Annotated in this window: 19 protein-coding genes (1 of these 19 running past the window's edge); 5 read left to right on the top strand and 14 right to left on the bottom strand. The window is 56.1% G+C overall.

Going from position 1 to position 20735, the window contains the following annotated elements:
• The 7 genes from ACOOFE_RS25665 to ACOOFE_RS25695 all read right to left on the bottom strand — a co-directional run.
• A protein-coding gene (locus tag ACOOFE_RS25665) for an SDR family oxidoreductase (RefSeq protein WP_420412648.1) crosses the window boundary here: on the bottom strand, positions 1-381 show its 5' portion. It extends 375 nt beyond the left edge of the window; the window shows 381 of its 756 coding nt (coding positions 1-381); the start codon lies at positions 379-381; its stop codon lies off the left edge, out of view.
• A 29-nt stretch (positions 382-410) separates the two neighbouring features.
• On the bottom strand, positions 411-1295 hold the full coding sequence (locus tag ACOOFE_RS25670) for a dihydropteroate synthase (protein WP_420412649.1): 885 nt from the start codon (positions 1293-1295) through the stop codon (positions 411-413).
• 82 nt (positions 1296-1377) lie between these two features.
• Positions 1378-1779 (bottom strand): dihydroneopterin aldolase, encoded by a 402-nt coding sequence (locus ACOOFE_RS25675; protein WP_420412650.1) that lies wholly within the window; start codon positions 1777-1779, stop codon positions 1378-1380.
• A 98-nt stretch (positions 1780-1877) separates the two neighbouring features.
• Positions 1878-3047 carry a mannonate dehydratase gene (gene uxuA / locus ACOOFE_RS25680; protein ID WP_420412651.1) on the bottom strand — a complete coding sequence of 390 codons (1170 nt, stop codon included), beginning with the start codon at positions 3045-3047 and terminating at the stop codon, positions 1878-1880.
• A 47-nt stretch (positions 3048-3094) separates the two neighbouring features.
• The gene (locus tag ACOOFE_RS25685; RefSeq protein ID WP_420412652.1) at positions 3095-3835 is read right to left on the bottom strand and encodes an FCD domain-containing protein; all 741 of its coding nucleotides are present in this window, start codon (positions 3833-3835) and stop codon (positions 3095-3097) included.
• Positions 3832-5655 (bottom strand): glycoside hydrolase family 2 protein, encoded by a 1824-nt coding sequence (locus tag ACOOFE_RS25690; RefSeq protein WP_420412653.1) that lies wholly within the window; start codon positions 5653-5655, stop codon positions 3832-3834. The genes ACOOFE_RS25685 and ACOOFE_RS25690 overlap by 4 nt, the downstream gene beginning before the upstream one ends.
• Before the next feature lie 20 nt (positions 5656-5675).
• Complete coding sequence (locus ACOOFE_RS25695; RefSeq protein WP_141184046.1) at positions 5676-6659, bottom strand: TRAP transporter substrate-binding protein; 984 nt, start codon at positions 6657-6659, stop codon at positions 5676-5678.
• 239 nt (positions 6660-6898) lie between these two features.
• Between ACOOFE_RS25695 and ACOOFE_RS25700 the strand changes: the two genes are divergently transcribed.
• The 5 genes from ACOOFE_RS25700 to uxaC are packed head-to-tail and all read left to right on the top strand — an operon-like array spanning position 6899 to position 13996.
• A complete protein-coding gene (locus tag ACOOFE_RS25700; protein ID WP_420412654.1) occupies positions 6899-7423 on the top strand; it encodes a TRAP transporter small permease in 525 nt (174 codons plus the stop codon).
• Positions 7424-7432: 9 nt separating this feature from the next.
• Positions 7433-8734, top strand: coding sequence for a TRAP transporter large permease (locus tag ACOOFE_RS25705; protein WP_141184048.1), 1302 nt, complete (start codon positions 7433-7435; stop codon positions 8732-8734).
• Positions 8735-8749: 15 nt separating this feature from the next.
• Complete coding sequence (locus tag ACOOFE_RS25710; protein ID WP_420412655.1) at positions 8750-11128, top strand: TIM-barrel domain-containing protein; 2379 nt, start codon at positions 8750-8752, stop codon at positions 11126-11128.
• A 9-nt stretch (positions 11129-11137) separates the two neighbouring features.
• Entirely contained in the window at positions 11138-12571 is a 1434-nt protein-coding gene (locus tag ACOOFE_RS25715) for a mannitol dehydrogenase family protein (protein WP_420412656.1), read from the top strand.
• Between the two features lie 12 nt (positions 12572-12583).
• A complete protein-coding gene (uxaC, locus tag ACOOFE_RS25720) occupies positions 12584-13996 on the top strand; it encodes a glucuronate isomerase (protein ID WP_420412657.1) in 1413 nt (470 codons plus the stop codon).
• Positions 13997-14002: 6 nt separating this feature from the next.
• Here uxaC and ACOOFE_RS25725 read toward each other — a convergent pair whose 3' ends face one another.
• The 7 genes from ACOOFE_RS25725 to ACOOFE_RS25755 all read right to left on the bottom strand — a co-directional run bounded on the left by ACOOFE_RS25725 (position 14003) and on the right by ACOOFE_RS25755 (position 20722).
• Positions 14003-14398 carry a RidA family protein gene (locus tag ACOOFE_RS25725; protein WP_420412658.1) on the bottom strand — a complete coding sequence of 132 codons (396 nt, stop codon included), beginning with the start codon at positions 14396-14398 and terminating at the stop codon, positions 14003-14005.
• A 41-nt stretch (positions 14399-14439) separates the two neighbouring features.
• Entirely contained in the window at positions 14440-15129 is a 690-nt protein-coding gene (locus ACOOFE_RS25730; RefSeq protein ID WP_420412659.1) for an ABC transporter ATP-binding protein, read from the bottom strand.
• Positions 15126-15875: an ABC transporter ATP-binding protein gene (locus ACOOFE_RS25735; protein WP_420412660.1), complete on the bottom strand. Its 750-nt coding sequence runs from the start codon at positions 15873-15875 to the stop codon at positions 15126-15128. The genes ACOOFE_RS25730 and ACOOFE_RS25735 overlap by 4 nt, the downstream gene beginning before the upstream one ends.
• Positions 15868-16851: a branched-chain amino acid ABC transporter permease gene (locus tag ACOOFE_RS25740; RefSeq protein ID WP_141184055.1), complete on the bottom strand. Its 984-nt coding sequence runs from the start codon at positions 16849-16851 to the stop codon at positions 15868-15870. The genes ACOOFE_RS25735 and ACOOFE_RS25740 overlap by 8 nt, the downstream gene beginning before the upstream one ends.
• On the bottom strand, positions 16848-17768 hold the full coding sequence (locus ACOOFE_RS25745; protein ID WP_420412661.1) for a branched-chain amino acid ABC transporter permease: 921 nt from the start codon (positions 17766-17768) through the stop codon (positions 16848-16850). Before ACOOFE_RS25745 ends, ACOOFE_RS25740 begins: the two co-directional genes overlap by 4 nt.
• Positions 17769-17821: 53 nt before the next feature.
• Positions 17822-18958, bottom strand: coding sequence for an ABC transporter substrate-binding protein (locus ACOOFE_RS25750; protein WP_420412662.1), 1137 nt, complete (start codon positions 18956-18958; stop codon positions 17822-17824).
• 132 nt (positions 18959-19090) lie between these two features.
• Complete coding sequence (locus ACOOFE_RS25755) at positions 19091-20722, bottom strand: AMP-binding protein (protein ID WP_420412663.1); 1632 nt, start codon at positions 20720-20722, stop codon at positions 19091-19093.
• Positions 20723-20735: the final 13 nt, after the last annotated feature.

The following is a 20735-nucleotide window of genomic DNA, read 5'->3' on the forward strand; positions in this document are numbered from 1 at the left end:
ATTGGCAAAGGCCTGCATCAGAAAGACGGGCGCGGCCGCATTCACGTTCATCAGAAATTGCCAGCTTTCCAAAGTTAGATCCGACAGTTTGTCCGTGTTGAACGCAGATGCGGAATTGACAAGGACGGATACCGGTCCGCCAAACGCGGCCGCTGTCTCCGATATCAATGTCCCTGCTGTTTCCGGCTGGCTCAGATCCTTTTGCAGGAGAATGGCCATGCCGCCTTGGCCGATGATCTTTTTATAAAGATCTTCAGCACCTCCGATAGAAGCGTTGTAATGCAGGCCGACCGCAAAACCGTCCTCGCTAAGACCTTCGGCAATTGCCTTGCCAAGCCGTTTACCGGCACCGGTAACAAGGGCGACTTTCTGATCCGTCATAGTCTACGCCTCCTAGGACCCATTCAATCTTAGCAATAGTCCTGCAAGTTCAAAACCGGCTGGACACGGGGCACTTCGTGGCTGCGCACCAAATTGGCTTTGGACAAAACCGCCAGCGTCGCCGCGCTGGTCTGGGCAACACGCACTTCATCGCGGAACAAATAAACATGGCCTGTCAGCTGCACGGTTACCGGCCAGCCGAGTTCGCGCAAGCGGAAGGACTGCAGGATGCTGTCGGTCTGATAGCGGATCCGGTCCGGGCCGTCTGGCAGATTGAGGGCAAAGCCAAATCCGGGATCCACCCACAGCCGCTCGATACCAGCGCCCGTTGCAATAGCCACCCTGTCCTTGAAGAATTCCAGCTGATGATCAAAGACCTGATCGACCGGCGGCAGATGATCGCTGGAACGAGCGTTTTCTCCGGGCGTGTAACACAAGACCAGGCCAGCCTCGTGTTTTGCAATCGCTTGATAAAAACCTGTATCGTCCACCCGTCCGGTCAGATTGACGACGCCCGCGCCTGCTTCCAGAAGCGCAATGCCAACTTCGGGGTGATAGGTTTCCACCGAAACCAGGATGTTTTCTTCCGAAAGAGCCTTCACAGCAGGCCGCATTCTATCGATTTGCCGCTCAATGGAGACAATATCCGCGGTTTCTCCGGTGGACTCTGCCCCAATGTCCACAATCGCAGCGCCCTCAAGTGTCATCCGCCGCCCGCGATAAAGCGCAGCCTCCAAGGTGTGGCAGACGGTTTCCCGGTAGGTGCTGTCCGGAGACAGGTTCAAGACGCCCATCTGGTAGGTTCGGTCTTCAAAGCATTTCCCGAATTTCGGAAACTCGAAACTGCGGACCGGCGTCTCCAGCGCCTCTCTGTATTTCAGCCAAAGGGGAAGAACGCGGTCTGCAGAAATCATCTAAAACTGTCTCCTAAAAATCCTGGACCAATCTGGCGCATTTGGGCGCACATAGATCAGCGTGCCTTCCGGGCAAGGCTCATCACGAACGGCGCCGGGCAATTTGGATCCCAACACCGGCAGCATCTTCAAAAATATCTGGTTTGGTGACTTTCACAATCACCTGTTCCGCAAGCGGGTTCTCAAGGACGAAAGTGGCGACGGCCTCGGCCCATTCTTCAACCAGGTCTATATGCCCGCCCGTCGCGGCCTTCTCTTTTATGAAAAAAACCGTATCGGCATAAGACACATAAGACCCCGTCTTGGCGACGATGTCCCGGTAGCCTGGCACGGTTTGGATTTCGACATCAAACCGCAAAGATTGGGTCCGCCCCTTCTCGCTGTCCAACACGCCAATTTCGGCCGGAATGTTCAGCCCTTCAATCCGGATCTTGTCCTGACTGTCTTCGACGGTCTTTTGGTTGGATGAAGTGGCTGCGCCCATGATATCTTGGCCTTTGCGATTTGACGTCACACAGGCATGGCGCGTTGATACCACTCCGGTCAAGCCGAGATTTTCTGATTAAACCGCCGTGCGGCGATCTATTGAGGCCGATCGAGCGCATCAATCGCGCGGGTGACACCGCGCAGTTCTGCCAGCCCCCGCAGCCGGCCGATCGCCGGATAGCCGGGCGTCGAATCTTCTTTCAAATCGCTCAACATGCGGTGTCCATGATCGGGGCGCATTGGGATCGAAATCTCTGCGTTGCGCTCCAGCCGGCGCAAGGCGCGGATGATCGCCACCATATCAATGTTGCCGTCCAGGTGCGCATCTTCATAAAAGCTGCGTGGATCGGCTTCCCGCTTAGTCGCCCGCAAATGCACAAAATGAATCCGATCGCTGACGGCTTCGATAATTGCCGGTAAATCATTGTCCGGATGAACGCCGAGCGACCCCGTACAGACCGTAAACCCATTTGCCGGCGACGGATTGAGATCTGCGATCCGGGTCAGGTCCTTTTGTGTTCCGACAATGCGCGGCAACCCAAAGAGCGATCTCGGCGGATCGTCCGGATGGATTGCAAGACGGGCACCGGCTTCTTCAGCCGCCGGCACGACAATTTCTAGGAAATTCGCCAGGTTTTGAAAGAGCTGTTCCTGACCAACATCTTTGTAAGCGGCAAGCTGGTCCCGGAATGTGTCGAGCGTATAGCTTTCTTCTGATCCCGGAAGGCCTGCAATAATGTTGCGGACCAATCTTTCTTTCTCTTCCTCAGACCGCTCCGAAAGCCAAACCTCAGCCGCACCAATATCTGCTTGGCTGTAGTCTTTCTCCGCCCCGTCGCGTTTTAAGATAAAGAGATCGAACGCAGCATAGGCTGTAAACTCAAACCTTAGCGCCGTCGCGCCACAGGGCAGTTCATAGTGGAGATCCGTCCGGGTCCAGTCGAGCACCGGCATGAAGTTGTAACAGATGGTCCGGACATTTTCGCGCGCCAGCGCACGAACGGTTTCGGCCCAATTTTCTGCCCAGCGCTCCCATCCGGGAGCACCCGTCTTTATGTCTTCATGGACCGGGATGCTCTCGCAGACCTGCCAGGTCAGCCCTTCCGCCTCAATCATCTGGCGGCGCAGAGCGATTTCTTCTTCCGGCCAGTAGGTGCCATTGGGGATCTGATGCAACGCCGTTACGATACCCGTGGCGCCAGTCTGCCTTACATCGCGCAAAGAAACCGGGTCATCTGGGCCGAACCAGCGCCAACATTCGATCATCGCACCTGTCTTTCTTTTTCTTCTGGGCCAGTCAGCACTGGGTTGTTTTAACTCGATGCCACAGCAGGCTTGTACAAATATCCATCGAATTCCGGGTCGCCCACATCGGAGAGCTCCAGGAGCGTTTGGCGCACATTTTCAAGGTGCTGCCACATCGCCTTACGGGCCGCTTCCGAATTGCGGTGCCGTAGCGCTTCCAGGATTTCCGCGTGGTCGTCGAGCCATTTTTCCCGATAGCTCAAATCAAATATGCGGTCATGCAAACGCGCCCACATGGGACTGGTTTCCCGCTTGGTCCAAAGTTCTTCGACCTGCGCCACCAGGGCACTGTTTTGCGTGGCTTCCGCGATTTGGAGGTGAAATTGGCGGTCCGCGGCATAATCTTCTTCGCCATTGTTGATGGCCTTGCGTTCCAACTCCAGTGTTTCGCGCAAGTTGATAATATCGCTCTTCGTAATGGTCTCAGCCGCAAATCCGGCAATTGAACTTTCCAGAAGCTGACGCGCCTGAAGGAGTTCAAACGGTCCGAAGTCCGGCTTCGGATTGTTTAGGGAGATTTTTTCACCGGCAGCCACATAACTGCCGGAGCCCTTACGTACATCCAGATATCCTTCGATCTCCAGCATGATGAATGCTTCGCGCACCAACGACCGGCTGATACCGAGTTCCAGGGAAATCTGCCTCTCGGTTGGAAATTTGTCGCCCGGTTTATAACCTTGGTCTGCAATCCGCTGAACGAGGATCTGGGCGATTTCCTGATACCGGCGTTTTGGCGCGTCGCTGGTCATGAGGCCTTCCTTGTGTTCCCCTGACCCGCCGCGATTTGGCGGTAATAGTCGGCCAGGATGTGGAACGCTTTTTTCTTGGTCTTTTTATCGGCGGCGATAAGCCCCTTGTGATTGTAGCCGTTTTGAAAAATGTTTTGCCGGCGTTCGACGCGGAAATCGTACAAAATCCACGGCGACATACCTTTCACATACGCAAGCTGCCGCAAGGTGGCAATCTGCTTGGTGTAGACTTCCGCCATATAGTCTTCGCTGAAGAGCCCTTTGGTTGGCCCCTTTTCACCGATCACGCCATCAGCCCCGGTTTCGGAAATTACCACTGGCCGGTCCGGATCCGAGTTTTCGCCAATCGCGGCCAGGTCTTCAAAATCTTCTTCATACCAGCCGTAATACTCATTGAGGCCGATAACATCGATGTGCGTGGCAAGCCGGTCTTCGATCCGGTTCTGCGCATGATTGACCAGGCAAGCGGCCGAGGTTAGGCGGGTCGGGTCGAGCCTTTTTGCCGTATCGGCCAGGCCCTTCATAAACTCCAGACGTGCGTCCGTGTCCGGGTTTTCATTGCCGACGGACCAGATCACCACACTTGCCCGGTTCCGGTCGCGTTTGATCAGCTCACAGAGCTGATTTTCAGCGTCCCGGTACGTGGCCGGGTTTTCAAAGTCGATGGCCCAGTAGACAGGGATTTCTTCCCAAAGCAGAAATCCGAGTTCATCGGCGAGCTGGGCCGCCAATTCATGGTGCGGATAGTGGGCCAGGCGCAGGTAATTGCAGCCAAGCTCACGGGCATGGTCAAACCGGCAGCGCAAATCCGCTTCGCTGGTGACTTTGCCCAGTTCAGCATCGTCTTCGTGAACTGAAATTCCACGCAGAAAGAGCGGTTCGCCGTTGAGGACAATATCGGTACCGCGTCTCTCTATCTGGCGGAAGCCAACCCGGTCGCTGACCTGATCTTCTCCATAGGTGACAGTGACATCGTAAAGCACCGGTGTTTCCGGGCGCCACAAGTCAGGCGCAGCAGCAAATTCGATCTTGCCCTTACCGGTTTCATCAAGCGGAACAGCAATGTCGATATCGAGTGACGGGATGTTTAGTTCAACAGCTTCCTCAGTCAGAGGACCGTCTATCGTCACTTCGGCACACAGTTTCGAATATGTGCCATCGGGCACCAAAAAGAGGAAAAAATCCTTGATCAGGCTTTTGGGCGTCTGAAAGATAGAGACTTCCCGATAAAGACCACCGTAATTGAACCAGTCGGTGTTGCGCATGGGGACCCGGTTTCGGGTCCGGATGTTGTTGACGCACGCCATGATCCAATTGCGCCCCGGTTTCAGCTTCCCAGTCAGTTCGACGCAGAAGGGCGTTGAGGCACCGTAGTGGTTGCCAACAAATTCCCCGTTTAGGAAAATCTTGCAGTCATAGGCCGCTGCGCCGAAACGAAGAAACGTGCGCTTTGTTTCGTCGATTTCATCGACGTCAAGCGGTCGGGTGTACCAGGTACTGCCTTCAAAGAAATACCACTTCTCTTTCAGCATGGCCCAGTTGGAAGGCACCGGGACGGTTTCACCCATATAGGGGTCATAGTCCCAGGGTTCGGTGCGGTTCTCTGGTTCTTCCGGCAGCATGGCGAACCATTTCTGCCGGAGACCGGTGTCGAGGAGGTCGACGCAGAAGGTCCACTCTCCATTCAGGCTCTCCGATGCCCGGCCACCCATAAATATCAAGCCGTCATGGTTCAAAGACTGTGTGTTAAAGGGAACGTCATAGTCTTCGTCATGGAGCGCTTGAAGCGCATTGTCGGCCAGTTCAGAGCGTTCGAGCATCGGTTTTTCCCGTTCGTGGATTACTTCGGTGCGATTTCTTTGATGCGCTTGATGAGGTCAGCCACCTTTTCAGATTTCTTTGCAGCTTCCTCGTGCATCGGCAGAACCGCTTCGATGAACGGGCCTTTTTCCACTTCGACGAATTTTACGCCGAGTTCGCTCTTGGCCGTTTCGATGCCTTCAGCAACCATTGCATCCCACTGCTTGCGGTGGAAATCCATGGATTCTTTGGCCGCCTTGGTCAAAGCGCCCTTATGCTCATCGCTCAACTCGCCCCAAGACTTGGTCGAAATCATCACAACAGACGGGATCATTGTGTGGCCGTCGTTAGAATAGACCTTGCTGACTTCGCCGTGACGGGCGGACGTCAGAGCCAATGGGTTGTTTTCAGCGCCATCAACAACACCTTGCTGCAGGGCGCTGTAGAGTTCACCCCAGGCGATCGGGGTCGGGTTACCGCCGAGCAGTTCAACCATGCGGATCGCGGACGGGCTCGGCTGCACGCGGATTTTCATGCCCTGCAGATCGGCCGGGGAGTTGATTTCCTTGTTGGCGTAGAAAGACCGGGCACCTTCAACGTAGTAGGCAACACCGATGAAGCCCTTGTCTTCGGATGCCGAGAGAATGTCAGCACCGATATCGCCGCTCAGAACATCGTAATAGTGATCGTCGTTGACGAAGATATACGGCAGGTTCAGCGCGCCATAAGATTCTTCAAAAGCTTCCAATTCCGACGCATTGGAGCGCGCCATATCGAGCGCACCATTTTGCATGAGTTCCATGGACTCACGCTGTGTGCCCAGCTGCGCATTGGCATAGATGCGGATCTTCAAATCACCGCCGGTCATTTCTTCCAGGCGCTCAGCCATGAACTCCATGGACTTGTGCAGCGGATGATCTTCCGGATTGTTGTGATTGAGGCGCAATGTTTTCGCGTGGGCAGCTGAGCCCAGCGCAACGGCACCTACGGCCAAAAGAGCCGCGACCTTGATGAACTTCGACATGAATTCCTCCCAGATGCAGTCCGACCGGGGGTTATTCGCTTCCAATTGGAAGGCCCACGGCCCTGAGTGTCACGGCTGGATGCGCCGTTGAGGCCGAATTGTTCGTCCAATTTTGCAAATCAGTCAACCTTTTTTATAAAATTGGTTGACCAATTTAATTTCATGCCGCAAATGTTAGCGTGCCGAAGTAGCGGTGAAAGACTTAGCCGCACAGGCGCCAATGGGCAGGGAGGATAATCGTGACCGCATTAACCCGGGGAGTGGATCTTGTCCTGCGCCTCGTCATAACAACCGCCTTTGCCATTCTGGTGGTGTGTGTCGTTTGGCAGGTGTTCTCCCGCTACGTTTTGGAAAGCCCGAGCACCGTAACCGACGAAATGGCCCGGTTCCTGTTTATCTGGGTCGCTCTGTTGGGCGGAGCCTATACGCTCGGCCAGCGACGGCATTTGGCCATCGACCTTCTGCCCGTTGTCACCAAAGGCGCCACCCGGGTTGCCGTGAATGCGGGCATTATCGCCGCGATCGCCCTGTTCGCGACCCTCATCATGATTTACGGCGGCACCGGATTGGTCAGCCGCACGCTGGAAACCGGCCAGGTGTCTCCTGCCCTGCGCATCCCGATGGGCTTCATTTATATCGCGATCCCCTTTTCCGGGATTTGCATCCTCTATTACTGCCTGACCTTCCTTGCCGACCTTCTGCGGGAAGGACGCGGCCCCAATGATCAAGCCGAGACGCCGTCCCCTGGCGGACCGTTAAGCTAGGAGCTTTTCATGGATATCCAAGCTGTTGCGGTCCTGTTCGGGACCTTTGTGTTGCTCATGGTTCTTGGCGTTCCAATCGCCTTTTCCATTGGCCTGTCCGCCTTCGCCACCTTCTTATTGTTCATGTCCTTCGACCAATCGGTCTATATCGTCGCCCAGCAAGTGGCGTCCGGGCTGGACAGTTTCACACTTCTGGCGATTCCCTTCTTCATTCTAGCCGGCAACATCATGAACCGGGGCGGCATCGCGCTCCGCCTGATTGAATTTGCCAAGGTTCTCGGTGGCCGCCTTCCCGGTGCACTCGCTCACTGTAATGTGCTCGCAAATATGATGTTCGGCTCGATTTCCGGGTCGGCTGTGGCCTCAGCCGCAGCTGTTGGCGGTGTCATGTCTCCGCTGCAGAAGAAAGAAGGTTACGATCCGGCCTATAGCGCTGCGGTCAACATCGCCTCCTGCCCGACCGGACTTTTGATCCCGCCCAGCGCGACCTTCATTGTCTATTCCCTGATCACCAACGGCACCTCGATCGCAGCCCTGTTCGTGGCTGGATATGTGCCCGGTATCTTGATGGGCCTCTGCCTGATGGTCGTGGCCGGCATCATTGCGAAGAAACGGGGTTATCCAATCGCTCCTCGGCCGAGCACGAAGGAAGTTCTCGACAAAACTCTCGGTGCGGTGCTGCCGCTTGGTCTGATCGTCATCGTTATGGGTGGGATTATCGGCGGTATCTTTACCGCAACCGAAGCCTCTGCCGTGGCGGTGGTTTATACCCTGTTTTTGGCGGTGATCTGGTACCGGGAAATCACGTGGCGCCAACTGCCAAGTATCATCCTGGAGAGCGCGGTGACCACATCTATCGTGCTTTTGATGATCGGCTGCTCTATCGCCATGTCTAAGGCCATGGCCTTTGCCGATATTCCGTATGCGATTTCAGATATTTTGCTCGGCCTGTCAGACAACCCCCTAGTGCTTTTGCTGATCATCAACATCGCGCTCCTGATCGTCGGCACCTTTATGGACATGACCCCGGCGCTGCTGATCTTTACGCCGATCTTCCTGCCAGTCGTTACGGATCTTGGCATGGATCCGGTGCACTTCGGAGTGATGATGACCTTCAACCTGTGTATCGGCATCTGTACGCCGCCTGTAGGATCGGCGCTCTTTGTCGGCTGCTCGGTCGGTGGGGTCAAAATCGGCGATGTCATCAAGCCGATGCTTCCCTTTTATGCCGTCCTGGTCGGGTTGTTGCTGGTGGTTACCTACGTACCGGAAATCAGCCTGTTCCTGCCCCAACTGCTGCTCGGTTATTAGGAGCCCAATACAGATATGAAAGCTCTGAAAACCTGGGCGCTGACTGACCAGACACCGACCGGTGTCGTTCTTCTGGTCGACGATAAGCATAAATTGGTCATCCGTGTCCTGGAGGACGCGCTTGTCCGTGTTTCGCTTCTCAAAGATGGAGCCCACCGGCTCGACCGGACGTGGGCTGTCGCCCCTGACGGCGACGCTCCGTGGGAAGGGCGCTCCCGGGGTGATCTCAGCGGCTTTTCCTGTCCTGAGTTTTCCTTAGATCAGCAAGAAAACCGGCTGCAACTCTGGACAGATACGCTCCGCCTAACCGTTGAAACGCCGCTGGCACTTGTTTGGGAATGCCGGGAAGCTCCAGACGCCGCATGGCAGGAAATTGCCCGCGACCGGCCGCAGGATGCCTATATGCTCGGCCGGCGGGATCACCGCAAATCCCACTTCATGCGCCGGTTTGATGGCGAGCGCTATTTTGGTCTCGGCGAAAAGTCCGGGTCTTTGGAACGGTCCGGACGGCGCTATGAAATGCGCAATCTCGATGCCATGGGCTACGATGCCCGTACCACGGACCCGCTTTATAAACACGTGCCGTTCACGATCACCGACCGCGGCGCACTCGGCGCCTATGGCCTGTATTACGATACGCTCGCCCATTGCTGGTTCGATCTCGGCAATGAAAAGGACAATTATCACCCGGCCTTCCGCTCGTTCCGGGCCTCCGACGGCGAACTGGACTATTATTTCTTCTGGGCTCCGTCAGTCCTCGACGTTGTCAAACGCCACCACTCTTTGACCGGCGGCACCGCCTTCATGCCACGCTGGGGGTTTGGTTACTCCGGCTCGACCATGGCCTATACGGATTCAGAAAACGCACAGGAGCGGCTCGAAGAGTTTTTACAAAAACTCTCCGACGAAGACATGCCCTGCGACAGTTTTCAGATGTCGTCGGGCTATACGGCGATCAAAGGCAAACGCTACGTGTTCCATTGGAACACCGACCGCTTTCCCAACATCCCAGCTTTCACCAAGGCGTATCAAGACGCGGACATTCATCTGATCGCCAACATCAAGCCGGTGCTTCTGGACGATCACCCGCTTTATCAAGACGCAGAGACGTCTGGCCTGTTCATCAAAGACAGCGAAACGGGCGCTCCGGAACAATCGCCTTTTTGGGACGGCAGCGGATCGCATCTCGATTTCACCAATCCGGCAACGGTCTCCTGGTGGAAGGCGAACCTCAAAGAGAAACTGTTCGACAAAGGCATTGCCAACACCTGGAACGACAACAACGAATATGAAGTTTGGGACGACGAAGCGGTTTGCGCCGGCTTCGGCAAGGAGATCCCGGTCGGATTGATCCGCCCCTTGCACAGCCAGTTGATGACCCGTGCCTCCTATGATGCGCAGGTTCAGGATCAACCCGACAAGCGGCCATATCTCATTTCCCGTTGTGCGGCTCCGGGCACCCAGCGCTATGCGCAGACCTGGACCGGGGACAACTACACCAGCTGGGAAACTCTGCGCTGGAACATTCCGATGGGCCTCGGACTCAGCCTTTCCGGCTTTTACAACATCGGCCATGACGTTGGCGGCTTTGCCGGTCCGCGGCCGGAACCGGAACTCTTCCTGCGCTGGGTTCAGAACGGGATTTTCCATCCCCGCTTCACCATCCATTCCTGGAATGATGATGGCACGGCCAACGAAGCCTGGATGTATCCTGAAATAACACCGCTGATCCGTCAGGCTTTGAAATTCCGCGCGCAGTTAATCCCCTATCTCTACACCTTGCTGTACCAGGCGGTCACCGACGGTGAACCAATGCTCCGGCCTCTGTGGTTGGACTTTCCAGAAGATCCTTTGGCGCAAACATCCGAGTTCGAATTTCTGCTTGGGAAAGATCTGCTCATCGCTTCCGTGATCGAGAAAGGCGCGACAACAAGAACTGTGCCCTTGCCCGCATGCCCGGAAGGGTGGTGGGACTTTGACGGAAAATCCTGGTATCCGGGCGGTCAAGAAATCGAAGTTCCCGTCACGCAAGAGAGCATTCCGTTGTTTGTCCGCGGCGCCACAGTACTACCGATGGCAGCTCCCAATGCACGCAGTTCAGCCTCATCTGACACCTACCGCTGCTGGCGCATCTACCCTCAGGCAGCCGGCACTGCTTCAAGAGAACGCCTTGCCTATGACGATGACGGTGCCTCCTCGAGCGCTTTGGACATCGACCATTGTCTGACCCGCATGACCCTGTCGCATTCCGGCGACTCGGTTATGCTGGATTGGAAGAAGGCTGGTTCTTACCGTCCTGCTTTCGACCAAATTGACCTCTGGCTGGCCGGTTCTGACCAGCTCATTGTCAATGGGTCTCCCGCCGAAACAGAAACACCACTTTCATTCGTTTGAGCATTTGTCATGACCGCAAACATTTCTCGTCCGCCCTATGACCGTACTACCTTGAAGGTCCGATTGTTTCATATCGGCTTTGGCGCTTTCGCAAAAGCGCACACCTCGGTTTTTCATGATGAGATGCTGCGCCAGACCGATAGTGACTGGGGCATGGCGGTTGCCCGGCTTAATTCCGGAGAAAGCGGTCTGACAGCCCTCGATGAGGCCGATCATCTCTTTGCCGTTGGAGAAATGTCGGACGGCGATTTGGATCTTCGTCAGGTTGGGGCAGTTATCAAGACACTTCACCCGAACCGGGACGGCATAGAAGCCCTGATTGCGCAGATCGCTGATCCGGACCTTCAAGTGATTACCCTGACGATTACCGAAAAGGGCTATTGCCTGGCCCGGGAGGTGTTGGACCTTGAAAACCCGGGCATCGCGGCAGATTTGGAGAATCCCTCTGCTCCAAAATCAGCGATCGGATTGCTGGTCGAAGGGTTGTATCGGCGCAAAGAAGCTGGCTTGCCGGGATTGACGGTCCTGTCTTGCGACAATCTTCCGTCGAACGGCAAGCTCTGCCGGACTGCGGTTTTGGAGTTTGCCGGTCATCGCGATCCAGATCTGAAGACTTGGATCGCAGACACTTGCAGGTTTCCCTGCTCCATGGTCGACCGGATCACACCGGCCATGACCGAAGACTCCTTCAAAAAACTTGAAGTGACTTTGGGCGCGCCTGACCCTAACGGCATCCTGTGTGAACCTTTCCGCCAGTGGGTGATCGAAGACAATTTTGCAGGCGCAAAACCGCATTGGGATTTGGCGGGTGCGAGCTTTGTCGACGATGTTGAGCCGTTTGAAGACATCAAACTCCGGATGTTGAACGGCAGCCACTCGTTTCTCGCCTATCTTGGCGCGCTGGCCGGCAAGGAGACGATAGCAGATTGCATGGCGGATCCTGTTTTCAAGAGTGCGGCCCACAAACTGATGATGAGCGAGCAGGCACCATCCCTGACGATCCCGGCAGGGTTCGACATTGAAGATTACGCTGGAATGCTGATTGACCGATACTCCAACCGCGCCCTTCATCACAAAACCACGCAGATCGCAGCGGATGGCAGTCAGAAACTGCCGCAGCGCATCCTGGCTCCAGTTAGGAGCCATCTGGATGCTGGCAAGCCCTGGCCGCTTGCCGCGCTCGCGATCGCCGGATGGATGCACTATTGCCGTGGTGTCTCCGAAGCTGGCACAAAACTTCCGGTCAATGACCCGCATGCAGACCGTATCGCTGAGCTCGCATCTGGATCCGATGATGACGGCTATGTCTTGAACATGATGCTTCTGGCAGGCATTTTCGGGTCTGACCTGCCGGCCAACCCCTCCTTTGTCGGTTTGGTGACCGGTGCCTACGAAACCCTGAAGACTGACGGCGTGAACAAAGCCCTGGCCGCTTGCCTCTAAGGATCTTTTCCAATGACCGCTCCCTTCCTCGGCCCGGACTTTCTGCTTGATACTCCGACTGGCCGTCGGCTGTACCATGAGGTCGCCAAAGATCTGCCGATCGTCGACTTTCATAATCACCTGGATCCAGCAGCCATTGCCGAGAACCGGTCTTGGGAGTCTATTGGTGAAATCTGGCTCGAGGGCGATCACTATAAATGGCGCGCGATGCGCTGGAACGGCATTTCCGAAAATCTGGTGACCGGCGAAGCGGACTATCATCTGAAGTTCAAAGCTTTTGCCGAAACAGTCCCACATTGTCTTGGCAACCCGCTCTACCATTGGACCCATCTGGAACTGCAACGTTATTTTGGCTGGGACGGCATTTTTTGCCCGGACACGGCCGATGAAGTCTGGGAACTCGCCAACGCAAAACTCACGCAGCCAAGCCACAGTGCGCGTGGGCTCTTGACCAGAATGAATGTCCAATATGTCGGCACAACAGATGATCCAACCGACACATTGGAGTTTCATTCCGCTGTCCATGCGGATCCAGACTGCCCGATCCGCATGGCCCCTAGTTTCCGGCCCGATAAGGCTTTGGTTCCCACAACGCCGGGGTTTGCCGCCTACTGCCGTCAACTTGGTGAAGCCAGCGGCATTGCTATCGACAGCTATGAGACCCTGATTGCTGCCCTAATAAACCGGCTGGACTTTTTTGTGTCCCTCGGCTGCAAGGCCGCCGACCACGGATTGAACGATCTGCCGGCGTTCGAAAAACGCCCCCCCCGGGAATTGGACATGATCTTGCGCAGCGGGCAGAACGGCTGGCCGATGTCACCGCAAGACGTTGCCGATTTCAAAGCTGCCGTCCTGATCGAACTCGGCGAAGCCTATGCCGAACGCGGCATAGTTATGCAGTATCACGTCGGAGCTCTGCGCAATCAAAACAGCCGCTTATTCCGGGCACTGGGGCCTGATGTAGGCGGCGACTGCATGTCAGATGTTGCCATTGGCGCGTCGCTCAATGCGATCCTAGATCAGATCAATTCCCGTAAAGGGCTGCCACGAACCATTCTTTATGCCCTGAACCCTATCCACAACGAGATGCTGGTGACCATTGCCGGCAACTTCCAGGACGGGTCTGATCCCGGGAAAATCCAGGCTGGTCCGGGCTGGTGGTTCAACGATCAGCTCGACGGTATGGAACGGCAATTGAATCAAGTGGCGCAGATGGGGCTTTTGTCCCGCTTCATTGGCATGCTGACCGATTCCCGATCGTTCCTGTCTTTCCCGCGCCATGAGTACTACCGGCGTCTTGTCTGCCGCATGATCGGTCAATGGGTGGAGGATGGCGCTATTCCGGCCCATCCGGAGCTCAGCGACGGCCTCATCCGCCGCATTTGTTATGATAACGCCCGGGACTGGTTCCTGCCGGAAAACTGAGACCCATCAGCCGATCTCGGCAGTGGCCTCGATTTCAACCAGTGCTTCGTCTTCAATGAGCCCGGCGACCACAACCATGGACATTGCCGGGAAGTGGCGGCCCAGGACTTTGCGGTAGGTCTCACCGATCTCGCGCTGACGCGCCAGGTATTCTTTCTTGTCGGTAACAAACCAGGTCAGGCGGACAATATCTTCCGCTGACCCACCGGCAGCCTCAACAACGCCAAGCACGTTTGTCAGCGCCTGTTCCATCTGGCCGATGAAGTCATGGGTCTCAAAAACCTGATCTTTGTTCCAACCGATCTGACCGCCGATATGCAAAACGCCTTTGCGGCTCAATACGCCATTGGCATAACCCTTTGCCGGGGCCCAACCTTCGGGATGAATAATTTTGTGGCTCATGGTGCGTCTTTCTTTTTTGTCCCGGAAGCAAAGTAAGGTCTTTAGATCCCGAGATATTTTTCTCCGGTCTCAGCATCAAGATCGGCCATTCGGCCCGACCAAACAGTCCGGCCACGTTCCAATATGACGCCCTGATCGGCGACCTGCTGCAGTTCTTTCAAGGACTTGTCGACAAGAAGGATCGACAAACCGCTGCTGTTTTTCAAATGACTGATAGCCGCCCAGATTTCCTGGCGGATGATCGGCGCAAGGCCCTCGGTTGCCTCATCCAGGATCATCAGGATCGGGTTGGTCATCAAAGCCCGGCCAATGGCCAGCATCTGCTGCTCTCCGCCCGACAGTGATGCCGCCTTCTGATTTCTCCGTTCTGCAAGACGCGGAAACAGCTCCGCCACCTTGGCAAAGTCCCAGGCGCCGGACCGGGCTGCAGCCATTAGGTTCTCTTCGACTGTCAGGTCGGAAAAACACCGGCGGCCTTCAGGCACGAGGCCAACTCCGAGGCGGGCGACTTTGTGGCTCGGCATCCCGCCGATCACCTTGTCCTTGAACTGGATTTCACCACCTGATGGCAGCATGCCGCAGATGGTTTTCACCGTCGTTGACTTGCCCATGCCATTGCGGCCCATCAGTGCTACGACTTCGCCTTCACCAATCGACAGTGAAACATCGAACAAGGCCTGGCTCGGACCATAACTGGCGGTGACATTTTTGAGAGCCAAAAGCGCACTCATGCCTCGTCTCCCAAATAAGCATCACGCACATCATTGTTGGTGCGGATTTCGTCGACTGTGCCGGTCGCAATCACCTTTCCGTAGACCAGCACGGAGATCCGGTCGGCAAGGGCAAATACGGCATCCATATCGTGTTCCACCAGCAAGATCGGTGCTTGCTGGCGCAATCCGTCCAGGAACTCCGTTAGCCGTTTGGAACCTTCTGTCCCCAGACCAGCCATAGGCTCATCCATAACAAAGGCCTTTGGTTTCAGCGTCAGCGCCACGGCGACTTCCAGCTGGCGGCGCTGGCCATGACTGAGTTCGGCGGTGCGCGTTTTGGCCTGTTTTTCAAGGCCAACGCGCTCCAGCGCTTCCATCGCCGTATCAAGCAGATCCTTGTCCTTCAGGACCGGCTTGAAGAACCGCCACGGATTTCCCTGTCCGCCCAGTGCCCCGAGGACAGCGTTTTGAAGAACTGTATCTTCCATTGCGAGTGCGGAGATCTGGAAGGTCCGTCCAAGACCGGCTTGCGCCCGCAGTTCGGTCGGTAGATCGGTAACATCCTTGCCAAGCAGCTTGACGGTTCCGGTATCCGGGCGCAAGCCGCCACAAATCTGTTTGATCAACGTTGATTTGCCAGCGCCGTTCGGGCCGATGATTGCGTGGATTTCTCCCGCTCTCAAATCAATGGACACATCATCGCTGGCTTTCAGAGCACCAAAGCTCTTGGAGATACCGTGTGTCGCGAGAATTGCCTCAGTCATGAGCCACCTCCCGGCCAACGAGCATGCCGATGATGCCGCCGCGAGCGAACAGCACCACCAGCAACAAAAGGATTCCGAGATAGATGTGCCAGAAGTCGGAGAGATCGCCGAGGATATGCTCCAGAGCCACAAAGATCACCGCACCGACGACCGGGCCATAGAGCCGGGCAACGCCTCCAAGAATGATGAAGATGATGATCTCGCCAGACATCTGCCATGAGAACATCGTTGGGCTGACAAAGCGGTTGAGGTCGGCAAAGAGCGCTCCCGCCAGTCCTGTGATTGCGCCGGAGAGCACAAAGGCCACCAGCCGCAAACGCATCGGATTGAGCCCTACGGTTTCGACCCGGTCCGGCACTTGCCGCGCCGCGTTGAGCGCCAAGCCAAAGGGCGAGCGCTGCAGTTTGGCAGAAAAGAACAGAACAGCAGCGAGGATCACAAAACAGAGCCCATAGAACTGGATCGGCACCAGCGTATTCAAACCCGGAAAGCCGTTGCGAACATAGATCGACAGGCCATCCTCGCCGCCATATGCACTCCAGCTGATGGCAAAGAAGAAAAACATCTGCCCAAAAGCCAGCGTGATCATGATGAAATACACACCGGACGTTCTGAGCGACAACAAGCCGATGAAAAACGCAGCGATTGACGAGAGCACCACCGCCACCAGCCAAATCACCGGCATGGACTTTGTGCCCTCAATGACAAACGGCCATTCCATCACCGGCGTATAGGTTTGCGCATGATGCGCGAGGATGCCCATGGCGTAACCGCCGATGCCGAAGAACACCGCATGGCCAAGACTGACAAGACCGCCAAAACCAAGCGCGATGTTGAGCCCGACGGCCGCCAGCGCCAGGATGACGGCACGGGTTGCCAGGGTTACGGTGAACGGTTCGCCGGAGAAATGCGCCCAGAGCGGCACAATTGCCAGAGCGGCGAGCGTCACGGAATTGAAGATTGTTTCCCGGGTCATGTGCGCGCTCCGAACAGGCCCGTCGGGCGCAGCACAAGGACTGCGGCCATAAGGATGTAAATAGCCATGGACGCAATTGAAGATCCGATCGACGTCGCGGCGGCTGGGCTGACGAAGAGTTTCATGAGTTCCGGCAGGAAGATGCCGCCAAGGGTGTCGGTGAGGCCAACCAGGATTGCGCCAATGAGCGCTCCTTTGATCGAACCGATACCGCCAATGACGATGACAACGAAGGCAAGGATTAGAACTGGTTCGCCCATGCCGACCTGAACTGACTGGATTGCCCCAACAAGCGCCCCAGCCAAACCGGCCAAGGCCGCGCCAAGTGCAAAGACAATGGTGTAGAGTTTGGCAATGTCGACACCGAGCGCCGCGATCATTTCACGGTCGTTTTCCCCGGCGCGGATTTGGATACCCAGCCGAGTGCGGGAAATCAGCAGGAACAGGCCCGCAGCCACCAGAAGTCCGACAATGATCAAGGCCAAACGGTAGAGCGGGTATTCAATGCCGCCTGGCAAGGTCACCGGCCCGGCCAGCGCTGGCGGAATGTCCAGAAAGAGCGGGAAGGATCCGAACACCCATCTTGTGCCTTCGGAAAAGATCAGGATCAGCGCAAATGTCGCCAGCACTTGATCCAAGTGATCCTTTGCATACAGCCGCCGGATAACAACAAGTTCGACCAAGGCGCCGGCAAGAGCCGCACCGGCCAAGGCTGCGATCAATCCAAAGAAGAACGATCCGGTCGCGCCCGCAACAGCGGCTGCGCAGAACGCTCCAACCATATAGAGCGACCCATGGGCCAAGTTGATCAGCCCCATCACCCCGAATATCAGCGTCAGACCCGCGGCCATCAGGAACAACATGATCCCAAATTGAAGGCCGTTCAAAATCTGCTCGATGAGCAAAATAAAAGACATGCAATCCCACCCGAAAGCTGGCCCCGGTTCTGGAACCGAGGCCAAACAACACCTTACATATTACAGTCGGACCAATAAGCGTCTGAATGGCTGTTCAGAGCCTTGCCGATGATCTTGTTGGTGAAGACATCACCCTCTTTGATGACTTCCCGCACGTAGATATCCTGAATCGGATGGTTGTTGGGGCCGAATTTGAATTCACCACGCGTGCTTTTGAAATCGGCTTCCTGAAGCGCTGACCGGAACGCGTCCGCATCGTTCACATCGGCTTTTGCTATGGCGGACAAGAGCAGGTTTGCCGTGTCGAAGCCTTGCGAGGCATAGAGCGACGGTAAACGGCCGTATTCTGCCTGGAAGCTCTCAACAAAGGCATTGTTGACCGGTGTGTTGATGTCCTTGGACCACTGGCTGGTATTCCGCACGCCAAGCGCCGCGTCGCCAACCGCCTGCAGAATGCCTTGGTCAAATGAGAAAGCCGGACCGACAACCGGCAGATCAACGCCGCTGCCTGCATATTGCTTCAGGAAGGAAATTCCCATGCCGCCAGGCAGAAAGAAATAGACACTGTCTGCGCCGGAAGCCCGGATTTGTGCCAACTCAGCTGCATAATCCGTCTGGCCAAGCTTGGTGTAGATCTCGCCAGCTAGGTCCCCTTTATAGAGGCGCTTGTAACCAGTGAGCGCGTCTTTCCCGGCCGGATAGTTCGGTGCGAGGATGAAACTGTTCTTGTAGCCTTCAACATTGGCAAAGGCACCGGCTGCTTCATGCAGGTTGTCATTCTGCCAGGCGACGTTGAAATAGTTCGGATGACAGCCCTTTCCGGCCAATATGGATGGGCCAGCGTTCGGCGACAGGTAGAACTTACCCTGAGCTGTTACAGATGGGATGACAGCCATGGCAAGGTTCGACCAGATGATGCCGGTCAGGACATCAACCTTTTCGGACTGCACCAGTTTGTCGGCAAGCTGAACGGCGATGTCCGGTTTACGCTGATCATCCTCGATGACCACTTCCAGATTATCGTTGCCAGACTGTTTGACCGCCAGCATGAAGCCGTCACGCACATCAATGCCAAGGCCGGCACCGCCGCCGGACAAAGTAGTGATCATGCCGACTTTTACCGGTTCGGCTGCGAGCGGCGCTGCGCCAAGTGCCAGCGCGGCAACTGCCGCGAGCAAAATCTGTTTCATATCGGTCCTCCTAAACTACTGACCTGCTGTTCCCAATTCCGTCCGGGTATGGCGCCTTGTTTTTCCGCCTATAACCGATGGGCCATGCTTGTCCGTCTTCTGCAGGGCCCACTTGCAGAAGTATTTATCTGGTTAGTTGAGATCGTCCCGAAGCCGGAACCGCTGCACTTTGCCTGTCGCGGTTTTTGGCAAGGTTTCCGTGAAAATGATCGAGCGTGGATATTTGAACGGCGCGATCACTGCCTTCACGTGATCCTGCAAGACCTTGACCAGCAAGTCCGACGGCTCAGTGCCTTCAACCAACACGATATGCGCTTGAACGATCGATCCACGCTCGGGATTCGGCACACCGATGACGGCGCATTCCAGAACACTCTCGTGGGACAGAAGGGCCGCTTCCACCTCCGGACCGGCGATGTTGTAACCGGAGGAAATGATCATATCGTCGTTGCGCGCGGCAAAATGCAGATGGCCGTCTTCGCTCATGGAAAAACTGTCGCCCGTGATGTTCCAGCCATCGACGACATAGTCCTTTTGCCGTTCGTCTGCGAGATACCGGCATCCGGTCGGGCCACGCACGGCCAGACGTCCAACATCTCCCGGCGCAACCGGTTTTCCGTCCTGACCAACGATCTTGACCTCATAGCCCGAGACCGGTTTGCCGGTACAGGCCGGTTTGTGGTCATCAAACCGGTTAGAAACGAAGATATGCAGCATCTCGGTAGCACCAATGCCGTCGAGCATCGGTTTGCCGGTTTTTTCAATCCAGGCATCATAAACAGGCGACGGCAAGGTTTCACCGGCTGAGACAGCAGCCCGCAAGGAAGACAGATCCGCCCCTTCTTCCATCGCCTGCAACATCACCCGATAGGCGGTTGGCGCTGTGAAGCAAACCGTCGCCTTATAGGTCTGAATGATCTCAATCATATTGGGCGGCGACGCGTTTTCCAGCAAGGTCGCCGCCGCACCAAACCGCAGCGGGAACACTGCCAATCCACCAAGCCCAAAGGTAAAGGCAAGGGGCGGCGAGCCAACAAAAACATCGTCTGGCGTCACGCCCAGCACTTCCTTGGCATAACCATCGGCGATAATCAGAATATCCCGGTGAAAGTGCATGGTCGCCTTGGGCGAACCGGTGGAGCCAGAGGTGAAACCAAGCAGGGCAACATCGTCCCGGCCCGTTTGGACGGACTCAAACAATACGGACTTGGTCAGCGCGAGACGGTCCAGTTCAGCATCGTGATTGGACGTGCCATCAAAGCCAATAACCTTCTTCAGGTACGATGAGGTCTTGGCACAGGCGACCATCTCATCCATCAACCGGGTGTCGCACAGCGCGAATTCGATTTCCGCCTTATCGACGATCTTGCCAAGTTCACCGGCCCGCAACATGGGCATGGTGTTGACCACCACAGCACCGGCCTTGGTCGCCGCCAACCAGCAGGCGACCATTGCCGGATTGTTGGCCGACCGGATCAGCACCCGATTGCCCGGTTTGACGCCCAAGTCTTCGACCAGCGCATGCGCCAGGCGGTTGGTCCAGTCGGAGAGTTCCTTGTAGGTCCGGCGGCGGCCATTACCAATTAGGGCCGTATGGTCGCCAAAACCTTTCTCAACCATCTTGTCGGTGAGTTCCACGCCGACGTTGATATGCTCGGGATAGTCGAACCCCTCCAGCAGAAAATCCGGCCATTGGTCTTCTGGTGGAAGATTGTCGCGGGCAAATGTATCGACATGGGCCGAGGGCGATAGTCCGCTAGCCATGGTCGGTCTCCTT

This window comes from Roseibium sp. (genome assembly GCF_965216085.1).
Lineage (GTDB): Bacteria > Pseudomonadota > Alphaproteobacteria > Rhizobiales > Stappiaceae > Roseibium.